This is a genomic window from Burkholderia paludis, from assembly GCF_000732615.1.
In the GTDB taxonomy this organism is placed as follows: domain Bacteria; phylum Pseudomonadota; class Gammaproteobacteria; order Burkholderiales; family Burkholderiaceae; genus Burkholderia; species Burkholderia paludis.
Genome location: NZ_JPGL01000073.1, coordinates 1 through 16356 on the forward strand (window position 1 = coordinate 1; position 16356 = coordinate 16356).

The 16356-nt window shown below is 69.0% G+C and carries 16 protein-coding genes; 12 read left to right on the forward strand and 4 right to left on the reverse strand.

All coding sequences use genetic code 11. The annotated features are described in order from the left end of the window. Positions 1 to 3: 3 nt before the first annotated feature. From GQ56_RS0133105 to ureG, 7 genes are all read left to right on the forward strand, one after another. Entirely contained in the window at positions 4 to 852 is an 849-nt protein-coding gene (locus GQ56_RS0133105) for an urease accessory protein UreD (protein WP_063962883.1), read from the forward strand. 234 nt (positions 853 to 1086) lie between these two features. Continuing rightward, positions 1087 to 1389, forward strand: a complete 303-nt coding sequence (locus GQ56_RS0133110) for an urease subunit gamma (RefSeq protein ID WP_006491064.1) — start codon at positions 1087 to 1089, stop codon at positions 1387 to 1389. Between the two features lie 7 nt (positions 1390 to 1396). Then, entirely contained in the window at positions 1397 to 1702 is a 306-nt protein-coding gene (locus GQ56_RS0133115; protein WP_031402740.1) for an urease subunit beta, read from the forward strand. A 44-nt stretch (positions 1703 to 1746) separates the two neighbouring features. Continuing rightward, positions 1747 to 3453 (forward strand): urease subunit alpha, encoded by a 1707-nt coding sequence (gene ureC, locus GQ56_RS0133120; protein ID WP_031402741.1) that lies wholly within the window; start codon positions 1747 to 1749, stop codon positions 3451 to 3453. Positions 3454 to 3470: 17 nt separating this feature from the next. After that, positions 3471 to 4088: an urease accessory protein UreE gene (gene ureE / locus GQ56_RS0133125; RefSeq protein WP_031402742.1), complete on the forward strand. Its 618-nt coding sequence runs from the start codon at positions 3471 to 3473 to the stop codon at positions 4086 to 4088. Beyond that, entirely contained in the window at positions 4075 to 4755 is a 681-nt protein-coding gene (locus tag GQ56_RS0133130) for an urease accessory protein UreF (protein WP_031402743.1), read from the forward strand. Before ureE ends, GQ56_RS0133130 begins: the two co-directional genes overlap by 14 nt. 17 nt (positions 4756 to 4772) lie before the next feature. After that, positions 4773 to 5420 (forward strand): urease accessory protein UreG, encoded by a 648-nt coding sequence (gene ureG / locus GQ56_RS0133135; protein ID WP_031402744.1) that lies wholly within the window; start codon positions 4773 to 4775, stop codon positions 5418 to 5420. A 61-nt stretch (positions 5421 to 5481) separates the two neighbouring features. Here the strand turns inward: ureG and waaA are convergent, their stop codons facing one another. The 4 genes from waaA to GQ56_RS0133155 all read right to left on the reverse strand — a co-directional run bounded on the left by waaA (position 5482) and on the right by GQ56_RS0133155 (position 10421). Beyond that, positions 5482 to 6837 (reverse strand): lipid IV(A) 3-deoxy-D-manno-octulosonic acid transferase, encoded by a 1356-nt coding sequence (gene waaA / locus GQ56_RS0133140; protein ID WP_031402745.1) that lies wholly within the window; start codon positions 6835 to 6837, stop codon positions 5482 to 5484. A 37-nt stretch (positions 6838 to 6874) separates the two neighbouring features. After that, positions 6875 to 7759: a Kdo hydroxylase family protein gene (locus GQ56_RS0133145; RefSeq protein WP_031402746.1), complete on the reverse strand. Its 885-nt coding sequence runs from the start codon at positions 7757 to 7759 to the stop codon at positions 6875 to 6877. A 25-nt stretch (positions 7760 to 7784) separates the two neighbouring features. Continuing rightward, positions 7785 to 8780: a lipopolysaccharide heptosyltransferase I gene (waaC, locus tag GQ56_RS0133150; protein ID WP_031402747.1), complete on the reverse strand. Its 996-nt coding sequence runs from the start codon at positions 8778 to 8780 to the stop codon at positions 7785 to 7787. A gap of 246 nt (positions 8781 to 9026) precedes the next feature. Further along, the gene (locus GQ56_RS0133155; RefSeq protein ID WP_031402748.1) at positions 9027 to 10421 is read right to left on the reverse strand and encodes a phosphomannomutase/phosphoglucomutase; all 1395 of its coding nucleotides are present in this window, start codon (positions 10419 to 10421) and stop codon (positions 9027 to 9029) included. Between the two features lie 268 nt (positions 10422 to 10689). Between GQ56_RS0133155 and GQ56_RS0133160 the strand changes: the two genes are divergently transcribed. From GQ56_RS0133160 to GQ56_RS0133180, 5 genes are read left to right on the forward strand one after another with little or no spacing between them, the layout of a single operon-like run. Further along, entirely contained in the window at positions 10690 to 11946 is a 1257-nt protein-coding gene (locus tag GQ56_RS0133160; protein WP_031402749.1) for a lipopolysaccharide biosynthesis protein, read from the forward strand. Continuing rightward, positions 11943 to 12767 carry a glycosyltransferase gene (locus GQ56_RS0133165; protein ID WP_031402750.1) on the forward strand — a complete coding sequence of 275 codons (825 nt, stop codon included), beginning with the start codon at positions 11943 to 11945 and terminating at the stop codon, positions 12765 to 12767. The genes GQ56_RS0133160 and GQ56_RS0133165 overlap by 4 nt, the downstream gene beginning before the upstream one ends. Positions 12768 to 12809: 42 nt before the next feature. Then, a complete protein-coding gene (locus GQ56_RS0133170) occupies positions 12810 to 13946 on the forward strand; it encodes a glycosyltransferase family 4 protein (RefSeq protein ID WP_031402751.1) in 1137 nt (378 codons plus the stop codon). Between the two features lie 15 nt (positions 13947 to 13961). Beyond that, positions 13962 to 14984 (forward strand): UDP-glucose 4-epimerase GalE, encoded by a 1023-nt coding sequence (gene galE, locus GQ56_RS0133175; protein WP_031402752.1) that lies wholly within the window; start codon positions 13962 to 13964, stop codon positions 14982 to 14984. A 27-nt stretch (positions 14985 to 15011) separates the two neighbouring features. Then, positions 15012 to 16127, forward strand: coding sequence for an MraY family glycosyltransferase (locus tag GQ56_RS0133180; protein ID WP_031402753.1), 1116 nt, complete (start codon positions 15012 to 15014; stop codon positions 16125 to 16127). Positions 16128 to 16356 lie beyond the last annotated feature (229 nt).

The following is a 16356-nucleotide window of genomic DNA, read 5'->3' on the forward strand; positions in this document are numbered from 1 at the left end:
CCGCTGTCCCGCCCCGCCGTCGCCAAATCGTGGCGCGGCCGCCTCGAGCTGGGCTTCCGGCGGCACGGCGCGCGCACGACGCTCGCGCACCGGCTGCACGACGGCCCGCTGCGCGTGCAGCGGCCGCTGTATCCGGAAGGCGACGCGATCTGCCACGCGGTGATCGTCCACCCGCCGGGCGGCGTCGCGGGCGGCGACCGGCTCGACATCGACGTCGTGCTCGGCGACAACACGCACGCGGTGCTGACGACGCCCGGCGCGACCAAGTGGTACAAGTCGAACGGCCTCGATGCGACGCAGCGTATCGGCATCGCGGTCGGCGCGCACGCGAAGCTCGACTGGCTGCCGCAGAACAACCTGTTCTTCGACGCGGCGCACGCGTCGCTCGACTTCAGGGTGACGCTCGGCGCGGGCGCGAGTGCGATCGGCTGGGACGCGACGCAGCTCGGGCGGCAGGCCGCCGGCGAAACCTGGTCGGCGGGCCGCATCGCGTCGACCTCGGCGCTCGTCGATGCCGACGGCCGGCCGCTGTGGACCGAACGCGCGCTGCTCGACGCGCACGACGCGCTGCGCGACGCGCGGCAAGGGCTCGCCGGCTTTCCCGTCTACGGCACGCTGTGGGCGGCCGGCGCCGCGTGCGACGCCGCACTCGCCGAGTCGCTTGCCGCACGGATGCCGTTCGACGCCACGCTGCGCGCGGGCGCGACCTGCGTGACACCCGGCGTCGTACTCGTGCGCGCGCTGTCGACGTCGATGGAAGCGCTGCAACGTCATTTCACCGACTGCTGGCTGCATCTGCGACCGATCGTGCACGGCGTCGACGCGCGGCCGCTGCGCCTCTGGCGAACCTGAGCGGCGTTGCGCCGCGCACCGTCCCGGCGCAACGCCGGCGGTGCACCGCACGCCGCCCGTGCGCTGCGCACCACCGGCGCGCAGGGCCACGTGCTCCATGCACATGGCATACGCCTTGCTCCTTACATAACCGAAACACGACACACGCCAAACGGCACGGTGCTACGATCGTCGGTGCGTTCGCCGGTTGCGCGCGCACCGATAAAAATTACGTTTTCCTGAACGCATGCCTTCATGAAACTGACTCCCCGAGAGAAGGACAAGCTGCTGATCTTCACGGCGGCGCTGCTGGCCGAACGGCGGCGCGCGCGCGGCCTGAAGCTCAACTACCCGGAGGCGGTCGCCTTCATCACCGCCGCGCTGATGGAAGCCGCGCGCGACGGCAGGACGGTTGCCGAGGTGATGCATTACGGCACGACGCTGCTCACGCGCGACGACGTGATGGACGGCGTGCCGGAAATGATTCCCGACATCCAGGTCGAGGCGACCTTCCCCGACGGCACGAAGCTCGTGACCGTCCACCACCCGATTCCGTGAGGCCACGATGATCCCGGGCGAAATCCTCACCGACGACGGCGAACACGAACTGAACGCGGGCCGCGCGACGCTCTCGCTCGTCGTCGCGAACACGGGCGACCGCCCGGTGCAGGTCGGCTCGCACTATCACTTCTTCGAAGTCAACGATGCGCTGTCGTTCGATCGCGCGGCCGCGCGCGGCTTCCGGCTCAACATCGCGGCCGGCACGGCCGTGCGTTTCGAGCCGGGCCAGACGCGCACCGTCGAGCTGGTCGCACTCGCGGGCGCACGCGCCGTCTACGGTTTTCAGGGCAAGGTGATGGGGCCGCTCTAAGCGCCTGCCCTGCCCTGCCCTTCAGTCTTCAGGAACAGCACCCCATGACACTGCGCTTGAGCCGCCGCGCTTACGCGGAAATGTTCGGGCCGACGACGGGCGACCGCGTCCGGCTGGCCGACACCGAACTGCTGATCGAGATCGAACGCGACTTCACGACCTACGGCGAGGAGGTGAAATTCGGCGGCGGGAAAGTGATCCGCGACGGCATGGGCCAGTCGCAACGCGTGGCCGCCGACGTGCCCGACACGATCGTCACGAACGCGGTGATCCTCGATCACTGGGGCATCGTGAAGGCCGACATCGCGATCAAGCACGGCCGCATCGCCGCGATCGGCAAGGCCGGCAACCCCGACATCCAGCCGGGCGTGACGATTCCGATCGGCGCCGCGACCGAAGTGATCGCCGGCGAAGGGCTGATCGTGACGGCCGGCGGCATCGACACGCACATCCACTTCATCAGCCCGCAGCAGATCGACGAGGCGCTCGCATCGGGCGTCACGACGATGCTCGGCGGCGGCACGGGGCCGGCCACCGGCACCAACGCGACGACCTGCACGCCGGGCCCGTGGCACATGGAGCGGATGCTGCAGGCCGCCGACGGCTGGCCGATCAACCTCGGCTTCCTCGGCAAGGGCAACGCGAGCCTGCCCGAGCCGCTGGTCGAGCAGATCGCGGCCGGCGCGATCGGGCTGAAGCTGCATGAGGACTGGGGCACGACGCCCGCCGCGATCGACAACTGCCTGTCGGTTGCCGACGACACCGACACGCAGGTCGCGATCCACACCGACACGCTGAACGAAGGCGGTTTCGTCGAATCGACGGTCGCCGCGTTCAAGGGCCGCACGATCCACACGTACCACACCGAAGGCGCGGGCGGCGGGCATGCGCCCGACATCCTGAAGGTGTGCGGCGAGTCGAACGTGCTGCCGTCCTCGACCAACCCGACGCGCCCGTACACGATCAACACGCTCGACGAGCATCTCGACATGCTGATGGTGTGCCATCACCTCGATCCGTCGATCGCGGAGGATCTCGCCTTTGCCGAATCGCGGATCCGCCGCGAGACGATCGCGGCCGAGGATATCCTGCACGATCTCGGCGCGCTGTCGATGCTGTCGTCCGATTCGCAGGCGATGGGCCGCGTCGGCGAAGTGATCATCCGCACCTGGCAGACCGCGCACAAGATGAAGGTGCAGCGCGGCGCGCTGCCGGAAGACGGCGCGCGCCACGACAACTTCCGCGCGAAGCGCTACGTCGCGAAGTACACGATCAACCCGGCGCTCACGCACGGCATCGCGCACGAGGTCGGCTCGATCGAGCCCGGCAAGTGGGCCGACCTCGTGCTGTGGGAGCCGGCGTTCTTCGGCATCAAGCCGTCGATGATCCTGAAGGGCGGGATGATCGCCATGGCGCAGATGGGCGACCCGAACGCATCGATCCCGACGCCGCAGCCGGTCCACTACCGCGAGATGTTCGCGACGCGCGGCGGCGCGCTCGCGCGCACGTCGCTGACCTTCGTGTCGCAGATGGCCGCCGACGCGGGCATCGCGGAACGCTACGGCCTCGCGAAGCGGATCGTGCCCGTGCGCAACTGCCGCACCGTGACGAAGGCCGACATGATCCACAACGCGTGGCGCCCGTCGATCAGCGTCGATCCCGAGACCTACGACGTGATCGCCGACGGCCAGTTGCTCACCTGCGAGCCGGCCACGGTGCTGCCGATGGCGCAGCGCTATTTCCTGTTCTGATTTCCGGTCCCCGATTCATGCGCACCCTCGACAAACGCATTGCCCCGAACGTGAAACTCGCCGCGTCGCTCGTCGCGCGCGCGCCGACCCTCACGCTCGCCTACGACGCCCGCTGCAAGAGCCGCCTCGCTGCGACGCTCGACACCGGCGAGGATGTCGCGGTCCTGCTGCCGCGCGGCACGATCCTGCGCGACGGCGACGTGCTCGTCGCCGACGACGGCGCGCTCGTGCGCGTGGCCGCGGCGCCCGAGACCGTGCTGCGCGTGCAGGCGGCCGATCCGCTCACGCTGATGCGCGCCGCGTACCACCTCGGCAACCGTCACACCCCGGTCGAGATCGGCGCCGGTTACCTGAAGCTCGAAGCCGATCCGGTGCTCGCGGACATGCTGCGCCGGCTCGGCACGCAGGTCGAGGAAACGCTCGCGCCGTTCCAGCCGGAAGCCGGCGCGTACGGCGGCGGCCACAAGCACGGGCACGATGCGACGTTCGCCGAGGATTACGCGCTTGCGCAACAGGTATTCGGCGAACACCACGGCCACTCGCACTCGCACTCGCACGACCACGACCACGACCACGACCACGACCACCAGCATGGTCCCGGTTGCGCGCACGGCCACGGCCATGACCACCACTGAACTCGTCGCGCTGCTGCACCTCGCGTCGCCGGCGCTGCCGATCGGCGCGTTCAGCTATTCGCAGGGGCTCGAAGCGGCGCTCGACGCGAACCTGATCCACGACGCGGATACCGCGCGCGACTGGATCGCGAGCGGCCTGAGCGACGTGCTCGCGCACGGCGAGCTGCCGTTCCTCGCGCACCAGCTCGCGCGCTGGCACGCGCACGACGCGCCGGCGCTGGCCACGGCGAACGCGTGGTTCGTCGCGAGCCGCGAATCGGCCGAACTGCGCCGCGAGACCGAACAGATGGGCTGGTCGCTCGCGCAGCTCTGCGCGTCGCTCGAATGGGGCGATGCCGCGCGCCGCGCGACGCTCGCGGCGATGTCGCCGGTCGCGCTGCCCACCGCGTTCGCCTATGCGGCCGCCGCGCACGCGGCGAGCGCCGACGCCGTGCTCGCCGCATACGCGTTCGGCTGGGTCGAGAACCAGACGTCCGCCGCGCTGAAGGCCGTGCCGCTCGGTCAGCTCGCCGGGCAACGCATCATCGTCGCGCTGCGCGGCGCGATCGACGCGGCCGTGCGCCGCGCGCTCGCGACGCCGCCCGACGCCGTCAACACGTTCGCGCCGCAGCTCGGCATCCTGTCGGCCCGGCACGAAACCCAGTATTCGCGGTTGTTCCGCTCCTGAACCCGACGCGCTCCGCCATGAACACACTCGCTCCCTCCTCCGCCCGCCGTACGAAGAAGCTGCCGCCGCTGCGCGTCGGCATCGGCGGCCCCGTCGGCTCCGGCAAGACCACGCTGCTCGAAATGCTGTGCAAGGCGATGCGCGACCGCTACGACCTCGTCGCGATCACCAACGACATCTATACGAAGGAAGACCAGCGGCTGCTGACGGTCGCGGGCGCGCTCCCCGAGGAACGCATCATGGGCGTCGAGACGGGCGGCTGCCCGCACACGGCGATCCGCGAGGATGCGTCGATCAATCTCGAGGCCGTCGACCGGATGCTGTCGCGCTTCCCCGACGCCGACATCGTGTTCATCGAATCCGGCGGCGACAATCTCGCGGCGACCTTCAGCCCCGAGCTGTCGGATCTCACGATCTACGTGATCGACGTCGCCGGCGGCGAGAAGATTCCGCGCAAGGGCGGCCCCGGCATCACGAAGTCGGACCTGCTCGTGATCAACAAGACCGATCTCGCGCCGCTGGTCGGCGCGAACCTCGACGTGATGGCTGCCGATACGAAGAAGATGCGCGGCGAGCGGCCTTACGTGATGACGAACCTGAAGGCGCTCGACGGCGTCGCGGACGTGGTCGCGTTCATCGAGAAGAAGGGCTTGCTGACGGTCTGAGCGACGCGGCGGCATGCCGCCGCCACGCCTGCCCGGGCGGCATCGCGCCGCCTCCCGCCGTCTAGTCGTCGGACGTGTCCTGCGCGTCCCGCGGCGTGCGCGCGTCGCGCTCGGCGGGCGGCAGCAGCGCCGTGAGCACGTCGACCGTGCGCGCGGTCGCGCCGCGATGGCGCGACGCGAAGGCCGAGCCGGCCGCGCCCATCGCAGTGCGCCGCGCCTTGTCGGCGAACAGCGCGTCGAGCACGTGCGCGAGATCGAGCGGATCCGCCACCTGCAGCGCCGCGCCGGCCGCGACCGCGTCGACGGTCGCCTGCGTGAAGTTGAAAACGTGCGGCCCGATCAGCACCGGCACACCGACCGCGCACGCTTCGATCAGGTTCTGGCCGCCGAGCGGCAGCAGGCTGCCGCCGATGAACGCGACGTCGGCCGCCGCGTAATACGCGCCGAGTTCACCCATCGAATCGCCGAGCAGCACCGTGACGTCGTCCGGCAGCGGCGCGGCCGCCGGCCGGCCCGCCGCGGGCGCGGCCGTGCCGGCCGCCCATGCGGAGCGGCGCACGCACTTGAGCCCGCCGCGCTCGACGAGCGCCTCGACCTCGGCGAAACGCTGCGGATGACGGGGCACGAGCACCAGCAGCGCGCCCGGCGTGCGCATCGCCGCGAACGCCTGCAGCACCAGCGCCTCCTCGTTCTCGCGCGTGCTCGCGGCGACCCACACGGGCCGCGCGCCGATCGCGTCGCGCCACGCATGGCCGCGCGCCGCGAGTTCAGGCGGCGTCGTCATGTCGAATTTCAGGTTGCCGAGCACGGCCACGTTGCGCGCGCCGAGCGACGTCAGCCGCTCCGCGTCGGCCGGGCTCTGCGCGAGCACGCGCGAGAAGCCGCCGAACACGTCGTGCGCCGCCGCGCCGAACTTCGCCGCGCGCCGGAACGAACGAGCGGACATCCGCGCATTGGTCAGCACCAGCGGCACGTCTGCGCGGCGGCACTCGTCGATCAGCGTCGGCCACACCTCGGTTTCCATCACGAGGCCGAGCGTCGGCCGCCAGGCGCGCAGGAAGCGCCGCACCGCGCCCGGCATGTCGTACGGCAGGTAGCAGCGCAGCACGCGATCGCCGAAGATCTGTTCGCCGGTCGCACGGCCGCTCGGCGTCATGTGCGTGAGCAGGATCCGCGCATCGGGACGCGCGTGCATCAGCGCGTCGATCAGCGGCTGCGCCGCGCGCGTTTCGCCGACCGATACCGCGTGCACCCAGATCAGCGGCGCCCGGTCGTCCCGCGAGCGGCCCGCCACGCGGCCGAAGCGTTCGCCGATGTGTTCGCGATAGCCGCGCTCCTTGCGCGAGCGCACATAGAGCCGGATGACGGCGACGGGCGCGACGAGCCACCACAGCGCGCGATAGATCGCCCTCAGCATGCAGCGCCCCTCGTGTTGCAGCGGGGAAGGTGCGCGCTCAAACCAGCGCCCTGCCCTGCAGGCGCTCGAGAATGCCGAGCGGCGCGCATTCGCGGCGCACCATCGCATCGACCGGCAGGAAGAACGTCTGCTCGAGCATGAACTGCCCCGACATCACAGCGTGCGAAGTCTGATCCGAGAAACATATCCACACGCAGCCCGGCGGAAACGGCATCGTCTCCTGCGGGCTCGTCTTCTGGTAGTCGAGATCCGCCTTCATGCCGTCGTGCAGGTTCAGCATCAGGTGGTCGTACGCGCTGCGCGGCGACTTCGTCACGTGCAGCAGGTTCAGCAGCCATGCGGCGCCCGGCAGTTGCGGCCTGATGCGCGGCAGGAAGCGCTTCGCGACGTCCTCGAACGGCTCGCCGACGCGCCACACGCGCGGCACGCCGGCCGGGTTCACGTTCGTGAACACGCGCAGGATGCGCTCGCCGTAATTCGGCCGCGACGGGAACGCGTCGACGTGCAGCCGGCTGTCGTCCTTGCGCCACGACGTCTGGCGCGTCTCGACCTGCATCAGCCGCAGGCTGGTCGGCGCGACGCGCAGCTTGCCGTGGTATTCGGGAAAGAGGCCGTCGACGAGCGTGCCGGCCTGTTGCTGGAAGCGCGCGACCAGCGCGCGCACGGCCGACTGCGTGACGCTGTCGCCGAGCACGCCGGCCAGCGCGCCGCCGTTCGGCGCGAGACTGATGTTCTTGCGTTTCGGATCGGCCAGCGCCGGATCGAGCAGCGCTTCCTCGCCGCCTTCGATCGCGAAGCGCAGGTGCGGGAAATACAGCACCTTGCCCTCCTCGACGGCGGCCAGCAGCTGCTCGCGCGGCGCAGACAGGTTGTGTCCGCTCCAGTCGGCGGACGAGACTTCGATGATCTGGGATTCACTCATGATCGGTTCGCGTCATTGACAGGCGTTACAGGAGGCCGAAGCCCGCGAGTGCCGACTTCACCTGCGCGATCGACGGAGGTTGCCCCGCGGTGCCGAGATTGACGACGTTCGGCGACCAGTAGCCGCCGGTCCGCCAGGCCGTCGCGAAATTGTACAGTTCGACCGTCGGACGCTTCAGCGCGGCCGCGATGTGAACCAGACCTGTATCAACCCCGACGGTGGCGGCCGCGCCTTCGACCAGCCCGACCACGGCCGGCAGCGACAGCTTCGGCGGCACGATCGCCGCCTCGCCGAACGCCTGGGCGAGCCGCTCGCTGGTCGCGCGCTCCGCGTCGTTGCCCCACGGCAGCACGAGCGACGCGCCGCGCCGCACCAGCGCCTGGCCGAGTTCGATCCATGCGGCGTCCGGCCACTGCTTGTCGGCGCGCGACGTCGCGTGGACGAACACCACGTACGGCACCGGCAGGTTCAGGCCGAGCGCGGCCACCGCGCTCGCCGCCGCGCGCGTGTCGAGGCCGAAATCGACCGGGTCGGCCGGCGTCGGCGCCGGATCGCCCAGCGCCGCCGCGACGAGTTGCCGCGACCGCTCGACGACGTGCGTGCGCGGCGCGATCGGCACGCGCTTGCGGTAGAAGAAACGCACCGGCCATTCGTAGCCGGCGCCGTCGGTGCGGTTGCCGAGCCCGACGAGCGGGCCGCGCGCCCAGCTCGCGACCCAGGCCGTCTTGATGAGGCCCTGGCAGTCGATCACGAGGTCGTACTGCTCGGCCGCGAGACGCCGGCGGAATGCACGGATTTCGCGCCACGTGGCGCCCGAGAACGGCTTCTTGCGCCAGCGGCGCAGCGAGAACGGCAGCACGTCGCGCACGCCGTCGACGAGCCGCACGAGGTCGACGAAGCTTTCCTCGACGAGCCAGTCGATCTGCGCATCGGGGTGGCGGCGCCGGATATCGGCGATCACCGGCATGTTGTGCACGACGTCGCCCAGCGACGACACGCGCACGATCAGGATCTTTTGCACGCTGAAAAAACGCCGGCTGGCAGCCGGCGACAGGCATAAAGGAGCGATTTTATCGCGCCCGGCGCACCAGGGGCCTGTTCCCGCTCACAACGGGCTTTCGGCGGCCCGCCACGGGCAGGCATCGTCCGGTCGGGGGCACGTGCGCCGAAGACGAAAAAGCGGCCGCACGCTTTCGCGCGCGCCGCTTCCCGGGGGTGGCGCGACGCTTCGACGTCGCGCCGGTGGCGGCCCGCAGGCCGCCGATGCTCAGAACGGCAGCTTGACGTCCGGCTTGGCCGCCGTCAGCACGCGGCGGAAGTCCGCCTGGATGCGCTCGAGCCCTTCCTGCGTCTCGGCTTCGAAACGCATCACGACGACCGGCGTCGTGTTCGACGAACGCGCGAGGCCAAAGCCGTCCGCGTATTCGACGCGCAGCCCGTCGATCGTCACGACTTCATCGGCGCCGTCGAACTTGGCCTCCTTCTGCAGCTTCTCGATCAGGCGGAAGTTCTCGCCTTCGTCGAGCCAGAGCTGCAGCTCGGGCGTGCTCATCGCGTCCGGCAGGCCGTTGAGCAGCGCGCTCGGATCGGCCGTCTTCGCGAGGATCTCGAGCAGGCGCGCGCCCGTATAGAGGCCGTCGTCGAAGCCGTACCAGCGATCCTTGAAGAACACGTGGCCGCTCATTTCGCCGGCGAGCGGCGCACCGGTCTCGCGCAGCTTCGCCTTCACGAGCGAGTGGCCCGTCTTCCACATCAGCGGCTCGCCGCCCTTCGACTTCACCCATTGCGCAAGATTGCGCGTGCACTTCACGTCGTAGATGATCTGCGCGCCCGGGTTGCGCGACAGCACTTCTTCCGCGAACAGCATCAGCTGGCGGTCCGGATAGATGATCTTGCCGTCCTTCGTGACGACGCCGAGGCGGTCGCCGTCGCCGTCGAACGCGAAGCCGATCTCGGCGTCGGTGTCCTTCAGCGCCTGGATCACGTCCTGCAGGTTTTCCGGGTGTGCGGGATCGGGGTGATGGTTCGGGAACGTGCCGTCGATGTCGGTGAAGCGCTCGACCAGTTCGCAGCCGAGCGCCTTGAACAGGCGCGTCGCGAGCGGGCCGGCGACGCCGTTGCCGGCGTCGACGACGAGCTTCATCGGACGAGCCGGCTTGATGTCGCCGACGATGCGCGCGATGTACTGATCGGCCACGTCGATCTGCTCGTACGAGCCGCTGCCCGTCTCGAAGCGCCCGTCGACGATGCGGCGGTACAGCGCCTGGATCTGCTCGCCGTAGATCGCCGCGCCGCGCAGCACCATCTTGAAGCCGTTGTAGTCGGGCGGGTTGTGGCTGCCCGTGACGACGATGCACGAATCGACGCGGCGCTCGCCGGCCTTCAGCGCCAGCGGGACGTTCGCCGCGAAATAGCCGACCGGCGTGGGCACCATGCCGACGTCGACGACGTCGACGCCCGCCGCACGCAGGCCGTCGGCAAGCGCGCCGACGAGTTCCGGCCCGGACAGGCGACCGTCGCGCGCGACGACGACCGCATCGCCGCCCTGCGCACGCACTTCGCTGCCGAATGCCTGGCCGATCCCGCGCGCCGTATCGACGTCGAGTGTCTTGCCGACCACGCCACGAATGTCATATGCCTTGAAGATGGATTGGGAGATCATCGATTCTCTTCTCTCAGTTGCGTGCATGGAAAATTGTCTGGCTTGCCGGGCCGCCGCTCGCCGGTGCCGCGCATGATACATGGTGGCCGGGCACGGAGCGACGCTGCCGCTGCGCAATGGCGGACGCAGACCCGATCCCACTTATATAATCGCGGGTTTCGATGACGCGCATCCCGCCCATTTTAATGCCTAGCCGTCCCGCCGCCGCCAATCCGCAGCCTCCGGGCGTCCTGCCGGCCGCCTCGCGCGCGCGCCGCCGCCGCCGCGCATGCTGAAGCGCTTCGGCAACCCCGATGTCGCGAAGGCGGTCGCGAACCTCGTCTGGCTGGGGCTCGAACGGCTCACGCAGATCGGCGTCGCGATCGCGATCAGCGGTCTTCTGGCCCGTTATTTCGGGCCCGACGTGTTCGGCAAGTGGCAGTATGCGAATACGCTCCTCCTGGTGCTGGCGCCCCTCACCTGGGTGTGCGGCGCGGAAATCCTCGTTCCGACCATCGTCCAGCGGCCGCCCGCCCAGCTCGGCGCGGTGCTCGGCAGCGCGTTCGCGCTGCGCATCGCCGTCTCGGCCGCCGCGCTCGTCGCGACCTGGATCGCGATCGCCGCGGGCGCCTTCGATCCGCTGGTCGGCGCGATGCTCGCGGGCCTGGCGGTCACGATGGTGTTCCGCGAGCCGTTCGTCGGCGTGGTCAACGCGTGGCTGCAGAGCATGACCTACAGCAAGCCGCAGCTCGTCACCAGCATGGTCACCGCGCTGGCGAAGGCGCTGCTGGTCTGGCTGCTGGTCCGCGCGGCCGCCGGCCCCGCGAGCTTCGCGTGGCTGTGGGCGCTGGAAGCCGCCGCGATCGGCTTCGCGCTGCTGCTGTATTACCGGCAGCGCCACGGCGGTACGCTCGGCTGGACCTTCGACAGGCCGCTGTTCCGGCACTTTGCAACGGCCGGCACCGTGTTCTGGCTCGGCCTCATCTGCATGTACCTGTTCCTGAAGCTCGACCGCCTGATGCTCGAGCGTCACGTGTCGTTCGCCGATCTCGGCCGCTACTCGGCCGCGCAGCAGCTCAACGAGAACTGGATCACGCTCGCGCTGATGCTCGCGCAGACGATCGCGCCCGCCTTCGTCTACCGCGTGCAGGACGTCGCGCGGCTGCGCCGCAACATCGTCCGGCTGATCGCGATGACGGCCTGCCTGATGACCGCCGGCGCGCTCGTGCTCGACGCCGCCGCCCCGCTGATCGTCGGCAAGGTCTTCGGCCGCGGCTACGAGGCATCGGTCGACATCTTCCGCTGGGCCGTCTGGCTGTCCGTCCCGGCCGGCATCGAGGCGATAGGCAATCTTATCGTGCTCAAATATCAAGCAAAATTCGTCTTGCTGTCGAAATGGCTGCTGGCGCTCGCGATCGCCGCGCTCGTCAACCTGTTCGCGATCCCGAGGCTCGGCCTGTACGGCGCGCTCGTCGGGCTGGCGGCCGGCTACCTGGCCGCCGCCGCCGTGAATTTTTACTACATCCGCTTCAAGCTGCGACCATGACGTCCCCTGATTGCCCGCCCGCGCTCGACGACGTGGCCGTACTGATGCCGGCCTACAACGGGCACGACGACGTCGTCCGGACGCTCGCGTCGCTGCGCGAGGACGCGCCCGTGCATGTGCTGATCGTCGACGACGGCAGCACGCCGCCGATCGTCGCGCCCGACCTGCCGGGCCTCTCGATCGAGCTGCTGCGCATGCCGCAGAACGGCGGCATCGAGCGCGCGCTCGCGGCCGGCATCGACTCGCTCGCGGCGCGTGGCTTCCGCTACGCGGCGCGCATCGACGCGGGCGATCTCGCCGCGCCGCGGCGCCTCGCGAAGCAGCGCGTGTATCTCGACGCCCACCCGCGCGTGGCCTGCGTCGGCATGTGGACGCAGGTCGTATCGCGCGCCGGCGAGCCGCGCTTCATGCTGATGCCGCCCGCCGATCCGCGCACGCTGCGCCGCACGCGCTTCCTGCGCTCGCCGCTCGTGCACCCGTCGGTCATGTTGCGCATCGACGCCGTGCGCGAAGTCGGCAACTATCGTGAGAAATACCGCGCGGCCGAGGATCTCGATCTTTTCTTGCGGCTCATGCAACGCTACGATTGCGCGAACCTGCCCGAGCTCGGCCTGTATTACGAGCTCAACGAGGGCGGGATCAGCGCAACCAAGCGGCGGCGCCAGCTGATATCCACCCTGACGCTGCTGCTGAGCCACTTCAACGCGTTGAACCCGTACGACTGGGCCGGCCTCGCCAAGAACCTGCTGCATTTCGTGACGCCGTATCGCACGCTGCAGCGGATCAAGCGGACGCTGTTCTCCGCGCGGCCGTCCGCCTGACGCCTGCCCGGCAATTACGACGCTTTATTTTTTCTTTTCTTCATGGCCGCCACCTCCCCGCTGCGCATCGCGCTCGTCTGCAACACGGCCTGGGCGATCTACACGTATCGCCACGGGCTGATCCGCACGCTCGTCGCGCGCGGCGCCGAGGTCGTCGTGATCGCGCCGCACGACCGCACCGTCCCCCTGCTGGAGCAGATGGGCTGCCGCTACGTGGCGCTCTCGGTCGCATCGAAAGGCACGAGCCCGCGCGAGGATCTCGGCACGCTTGCCGCGCTGGTGCGCCACTACCGCGCGCTCGAACCCGATCTCGTGTTCCATTACACGATCAAGCCGAACATCTACGGCTCGGTCGCCGCATGGCTCGCCCGCGTGCCGTCGATCGCGGTGACGACAGGCCTCGGCTACGTCTTCATCCAGAAAAGCCGCGCGGCGAGCGTCGCGAAGCGCCTGTACCGGTTCGCGTTCCGCTTCCCGCGTGAAGTGTGGTTCCTGAACCGCGACGATCTCGAGACCTTCACCGAGGAGCGCCTGCTCGCGCATCCCGACCGCGCGCGGCTGCTGCACGGCGAAGGCGTCGATCTCGAACAGTTCGCGCCCGTGCCGCTGCCCGCGGGCGACGCGCCCGTCTTCATCCTGATCGGCCGGCTGCTGTGGGACAAGGGCGTACTAGAATACGTGGAGGCCGCGCGCGTCGTGCGCAAGCGCTTTCCGCTCGCGCGTTTCCAGCTGCTCGGGCCGCTCGGCGTCGACAATCCGAGCGCGATCGGCCGTGCGGATGTCGACGCGTGGGTCGGCGAAGGCATCGTCGAGTATCTCGGCGAGGCGCACGACGTGCGCCCGCATATCGCGGCGGCCGACTGCGTCGTGCTGCCGTCGTACCGCGAAGGCGTACCGCGCACGCTGATGGAAGCGTCGGCGATGGGCCGCCCGATCGTCGCGACCGACGTGCCGGGCTGCCGCGACGTCGTCGCCGACGGCGAAACGGGTTTCCTGTGCCGCGTGCGCGACAGCGCGAGCCTCGCGGAGCAACTGAATCGCATGATCGAACTCGGAACGGCCGGACGCGACGCGATGGGCGCGCGCGGCCGGCAGAAGGTCGCGGCGGAATTCGACGAGCAGCAGGTTGTCGAACGCTACCGGCATACCATCCATTCGCTAACCGGTATCACCCTCTGAAGGAGCGCATCAGTAATGACCGCGAAAGGCACCATCCTCGTCACCGGCGGAGCGGGCTATATCGGCTCGCATACGAGCGTCGAGCTGCTCGACAACGGCTACGACGTCGTGATCGTCGACAACCTCGTCAACAGCAAGGCCGAATCCCTGCGACGCATCGAGCAGATCACGGGCAAGGCGCCCGCGTTCCACCCGATCGACGTGTGCGACGAAGCCGCGCTCGCGAAGGTGTTCGACGCGCACCCGATCACCGGCACGATTCATTTCGCGGCGCTCAAGGCCGTCGGCGAATCGGTCGCGAAGCCGCTCGAGTACTACCAGAACAACATCGGCGGCCTGCTCGCCGTGCTCAAGGTGATGCGCGAGCGCAACGTCAAGCAGTTCGTGTTCAGCTCGTCCGCGACCGTGTACGGCGTGCCCGAACGCTCGCCGATCGACGAATCGTTCCCGCTGTCCGCGACGAATCCGTACGGCCAGTCGAAGCTGATCGCCGAACAGATCCTGCGCGATCTCGAGGTGTCGGATCCGTCATGGCGGATCGCAACGCTGCGCTACTTCAACCCGGTCGGCGCACACGCGAGCGGGCTGATCGGCGAGGATCCGGCCGGGATCCCGAACAACCTGATGCCGTATGTCGCGCAGGTCGCGGTCGGCAAGCTGGAAAAGCTGCGCGTGTTCGGCTCCGACTACCCGACGCCGGACGGCACGGGCGTGCGTGACTACATCCACGTCGTCGATCTCGCGAAGGGGCACATCGCCGCGCTCGACGCGCTGGCGAAGCGCGACGCGAGTTTCGTCGTGAACCTCGGCACGGGCCAGGGCTACAGCGTGCTGGAAGTCGTGCGCGCGTTCGAGAAGGCGTCGGGCCGCCCGGTGCCGTACGAGCTCGTCGCGCGCCGCCCGGGCGACATCGCCGAGTGCTATGCGAATCCGCAGGCCGCGGCCGACATCATCGGCTGGCGCGCGACGCTCGGCATCGAGGAAATGTGTGCGGATCACTGGCGCTGGCAGGAGGGGAACCCGCGCGGTTTTGTATAATCCGCTGTCCATTTTCAGAGCGATCCCATGCTCAGCTTTGCGTCCGGCTTCATCGTCTCCCTGCTCGTCACGCTGTTCATCGTGCGCTATGCGCACCTTCACGAGAAATTCTCGGTCGACAGCGATCTGGCCGGCGTGCAGAAATTCCACGTGCGGCCCGTGCCGCGGGTCGGGGGCATCGGGATCCTCGCGGGCGTCGTCGCGTCGGCACTGATCCTGCTCGGGCGCTACCCGACGATCGCCGGCAGCATCCTCGGCATCGCCGCGTGCGGTCTGCCGGCATTCCTGTCCGGCCTCGTCGAGGACCTGACCAAGCGCGTGTCGCCGCGCGCGCGGCTGCTCTGCACGATGGGTGCGGCCGCGCTCGCGTTCTGGCTGATGCACATCGCGGTCACGCGCATCAGCGTGCCGCCGCTCGATTTCCTGCTCAGCTACGTGGCCATTTCGGCGTTCGTCACCGTGCTCGCGGTCGCGGCGCTCGCGAACGCGATCAACATCATCGACGGCTTCAACGGCCTCGCGTCGATGGTCAGCTTCATGATGTTCGCGTCGCTCGCCTACGTGGCGTTCCAGGTCGGCGACCCGGTCGTCATGTCCGCATCGATCATCATGATGGGCGCCGTGCTCGGCTTCTTCCTGTGGAACTTCCCGGCCGGGCTGATCTTCCTCGGCGACGGCGGCGCGTATTTCATCGGCTTCATGCTCGCGGAACTCGCGATCCTGCTCGTGATGCGCAACCGCGAGGTGTCCGCGTGGTACCCGGTGCTGCTGTTCATGTATCCGATCTTCGAGACGTGCTTCTCGATCTACCGGAAGAAATTCATCCGCGGCATGTCGCCCGGCATTCCGGACGGCGTGCACCTGCACATGCTCGTGTACAAGCGGCTGATGCGCTGGGCCGTCGGCACGAAGCACGCGCACGACCTGACGCGCCGCAATTCGCTGACGTCGCCGTACCTGTGGCTGCTGTGCCTCGTCGCGGTGATACCCGCGACGCTGTTCTGGCGGCACACGGTGCATCTGTTCGTGTTCGTCGTGCTGTTCGCGCTGACCTATGTGTGGCTGTATCTCAGCATCGTGCGGTTCAGGGCGCCGAGGTGGATGGTGGTGAGGAAGGCGCGGCACCATTCGTCGACACGCTGACCAGCATCCAGGCCACCGGCCTGCATTCTGACGATGTACAACACTCCTGTATAATCCGGGGACTAGAGTGCAAATACGCCCCTCTCAGCCCCCTCTGTTACTCGCTGCGTTGCGCAGGTTCGCTCAGTCCTACTACACAGCGCGTGTTCCATTGCTCGTAGCGAGAGCCGGTTTCGCTTGCGCCTCTGCCGTTGGTGCCAAGCTTACCTTCATTACGCCAAAGGCGGCG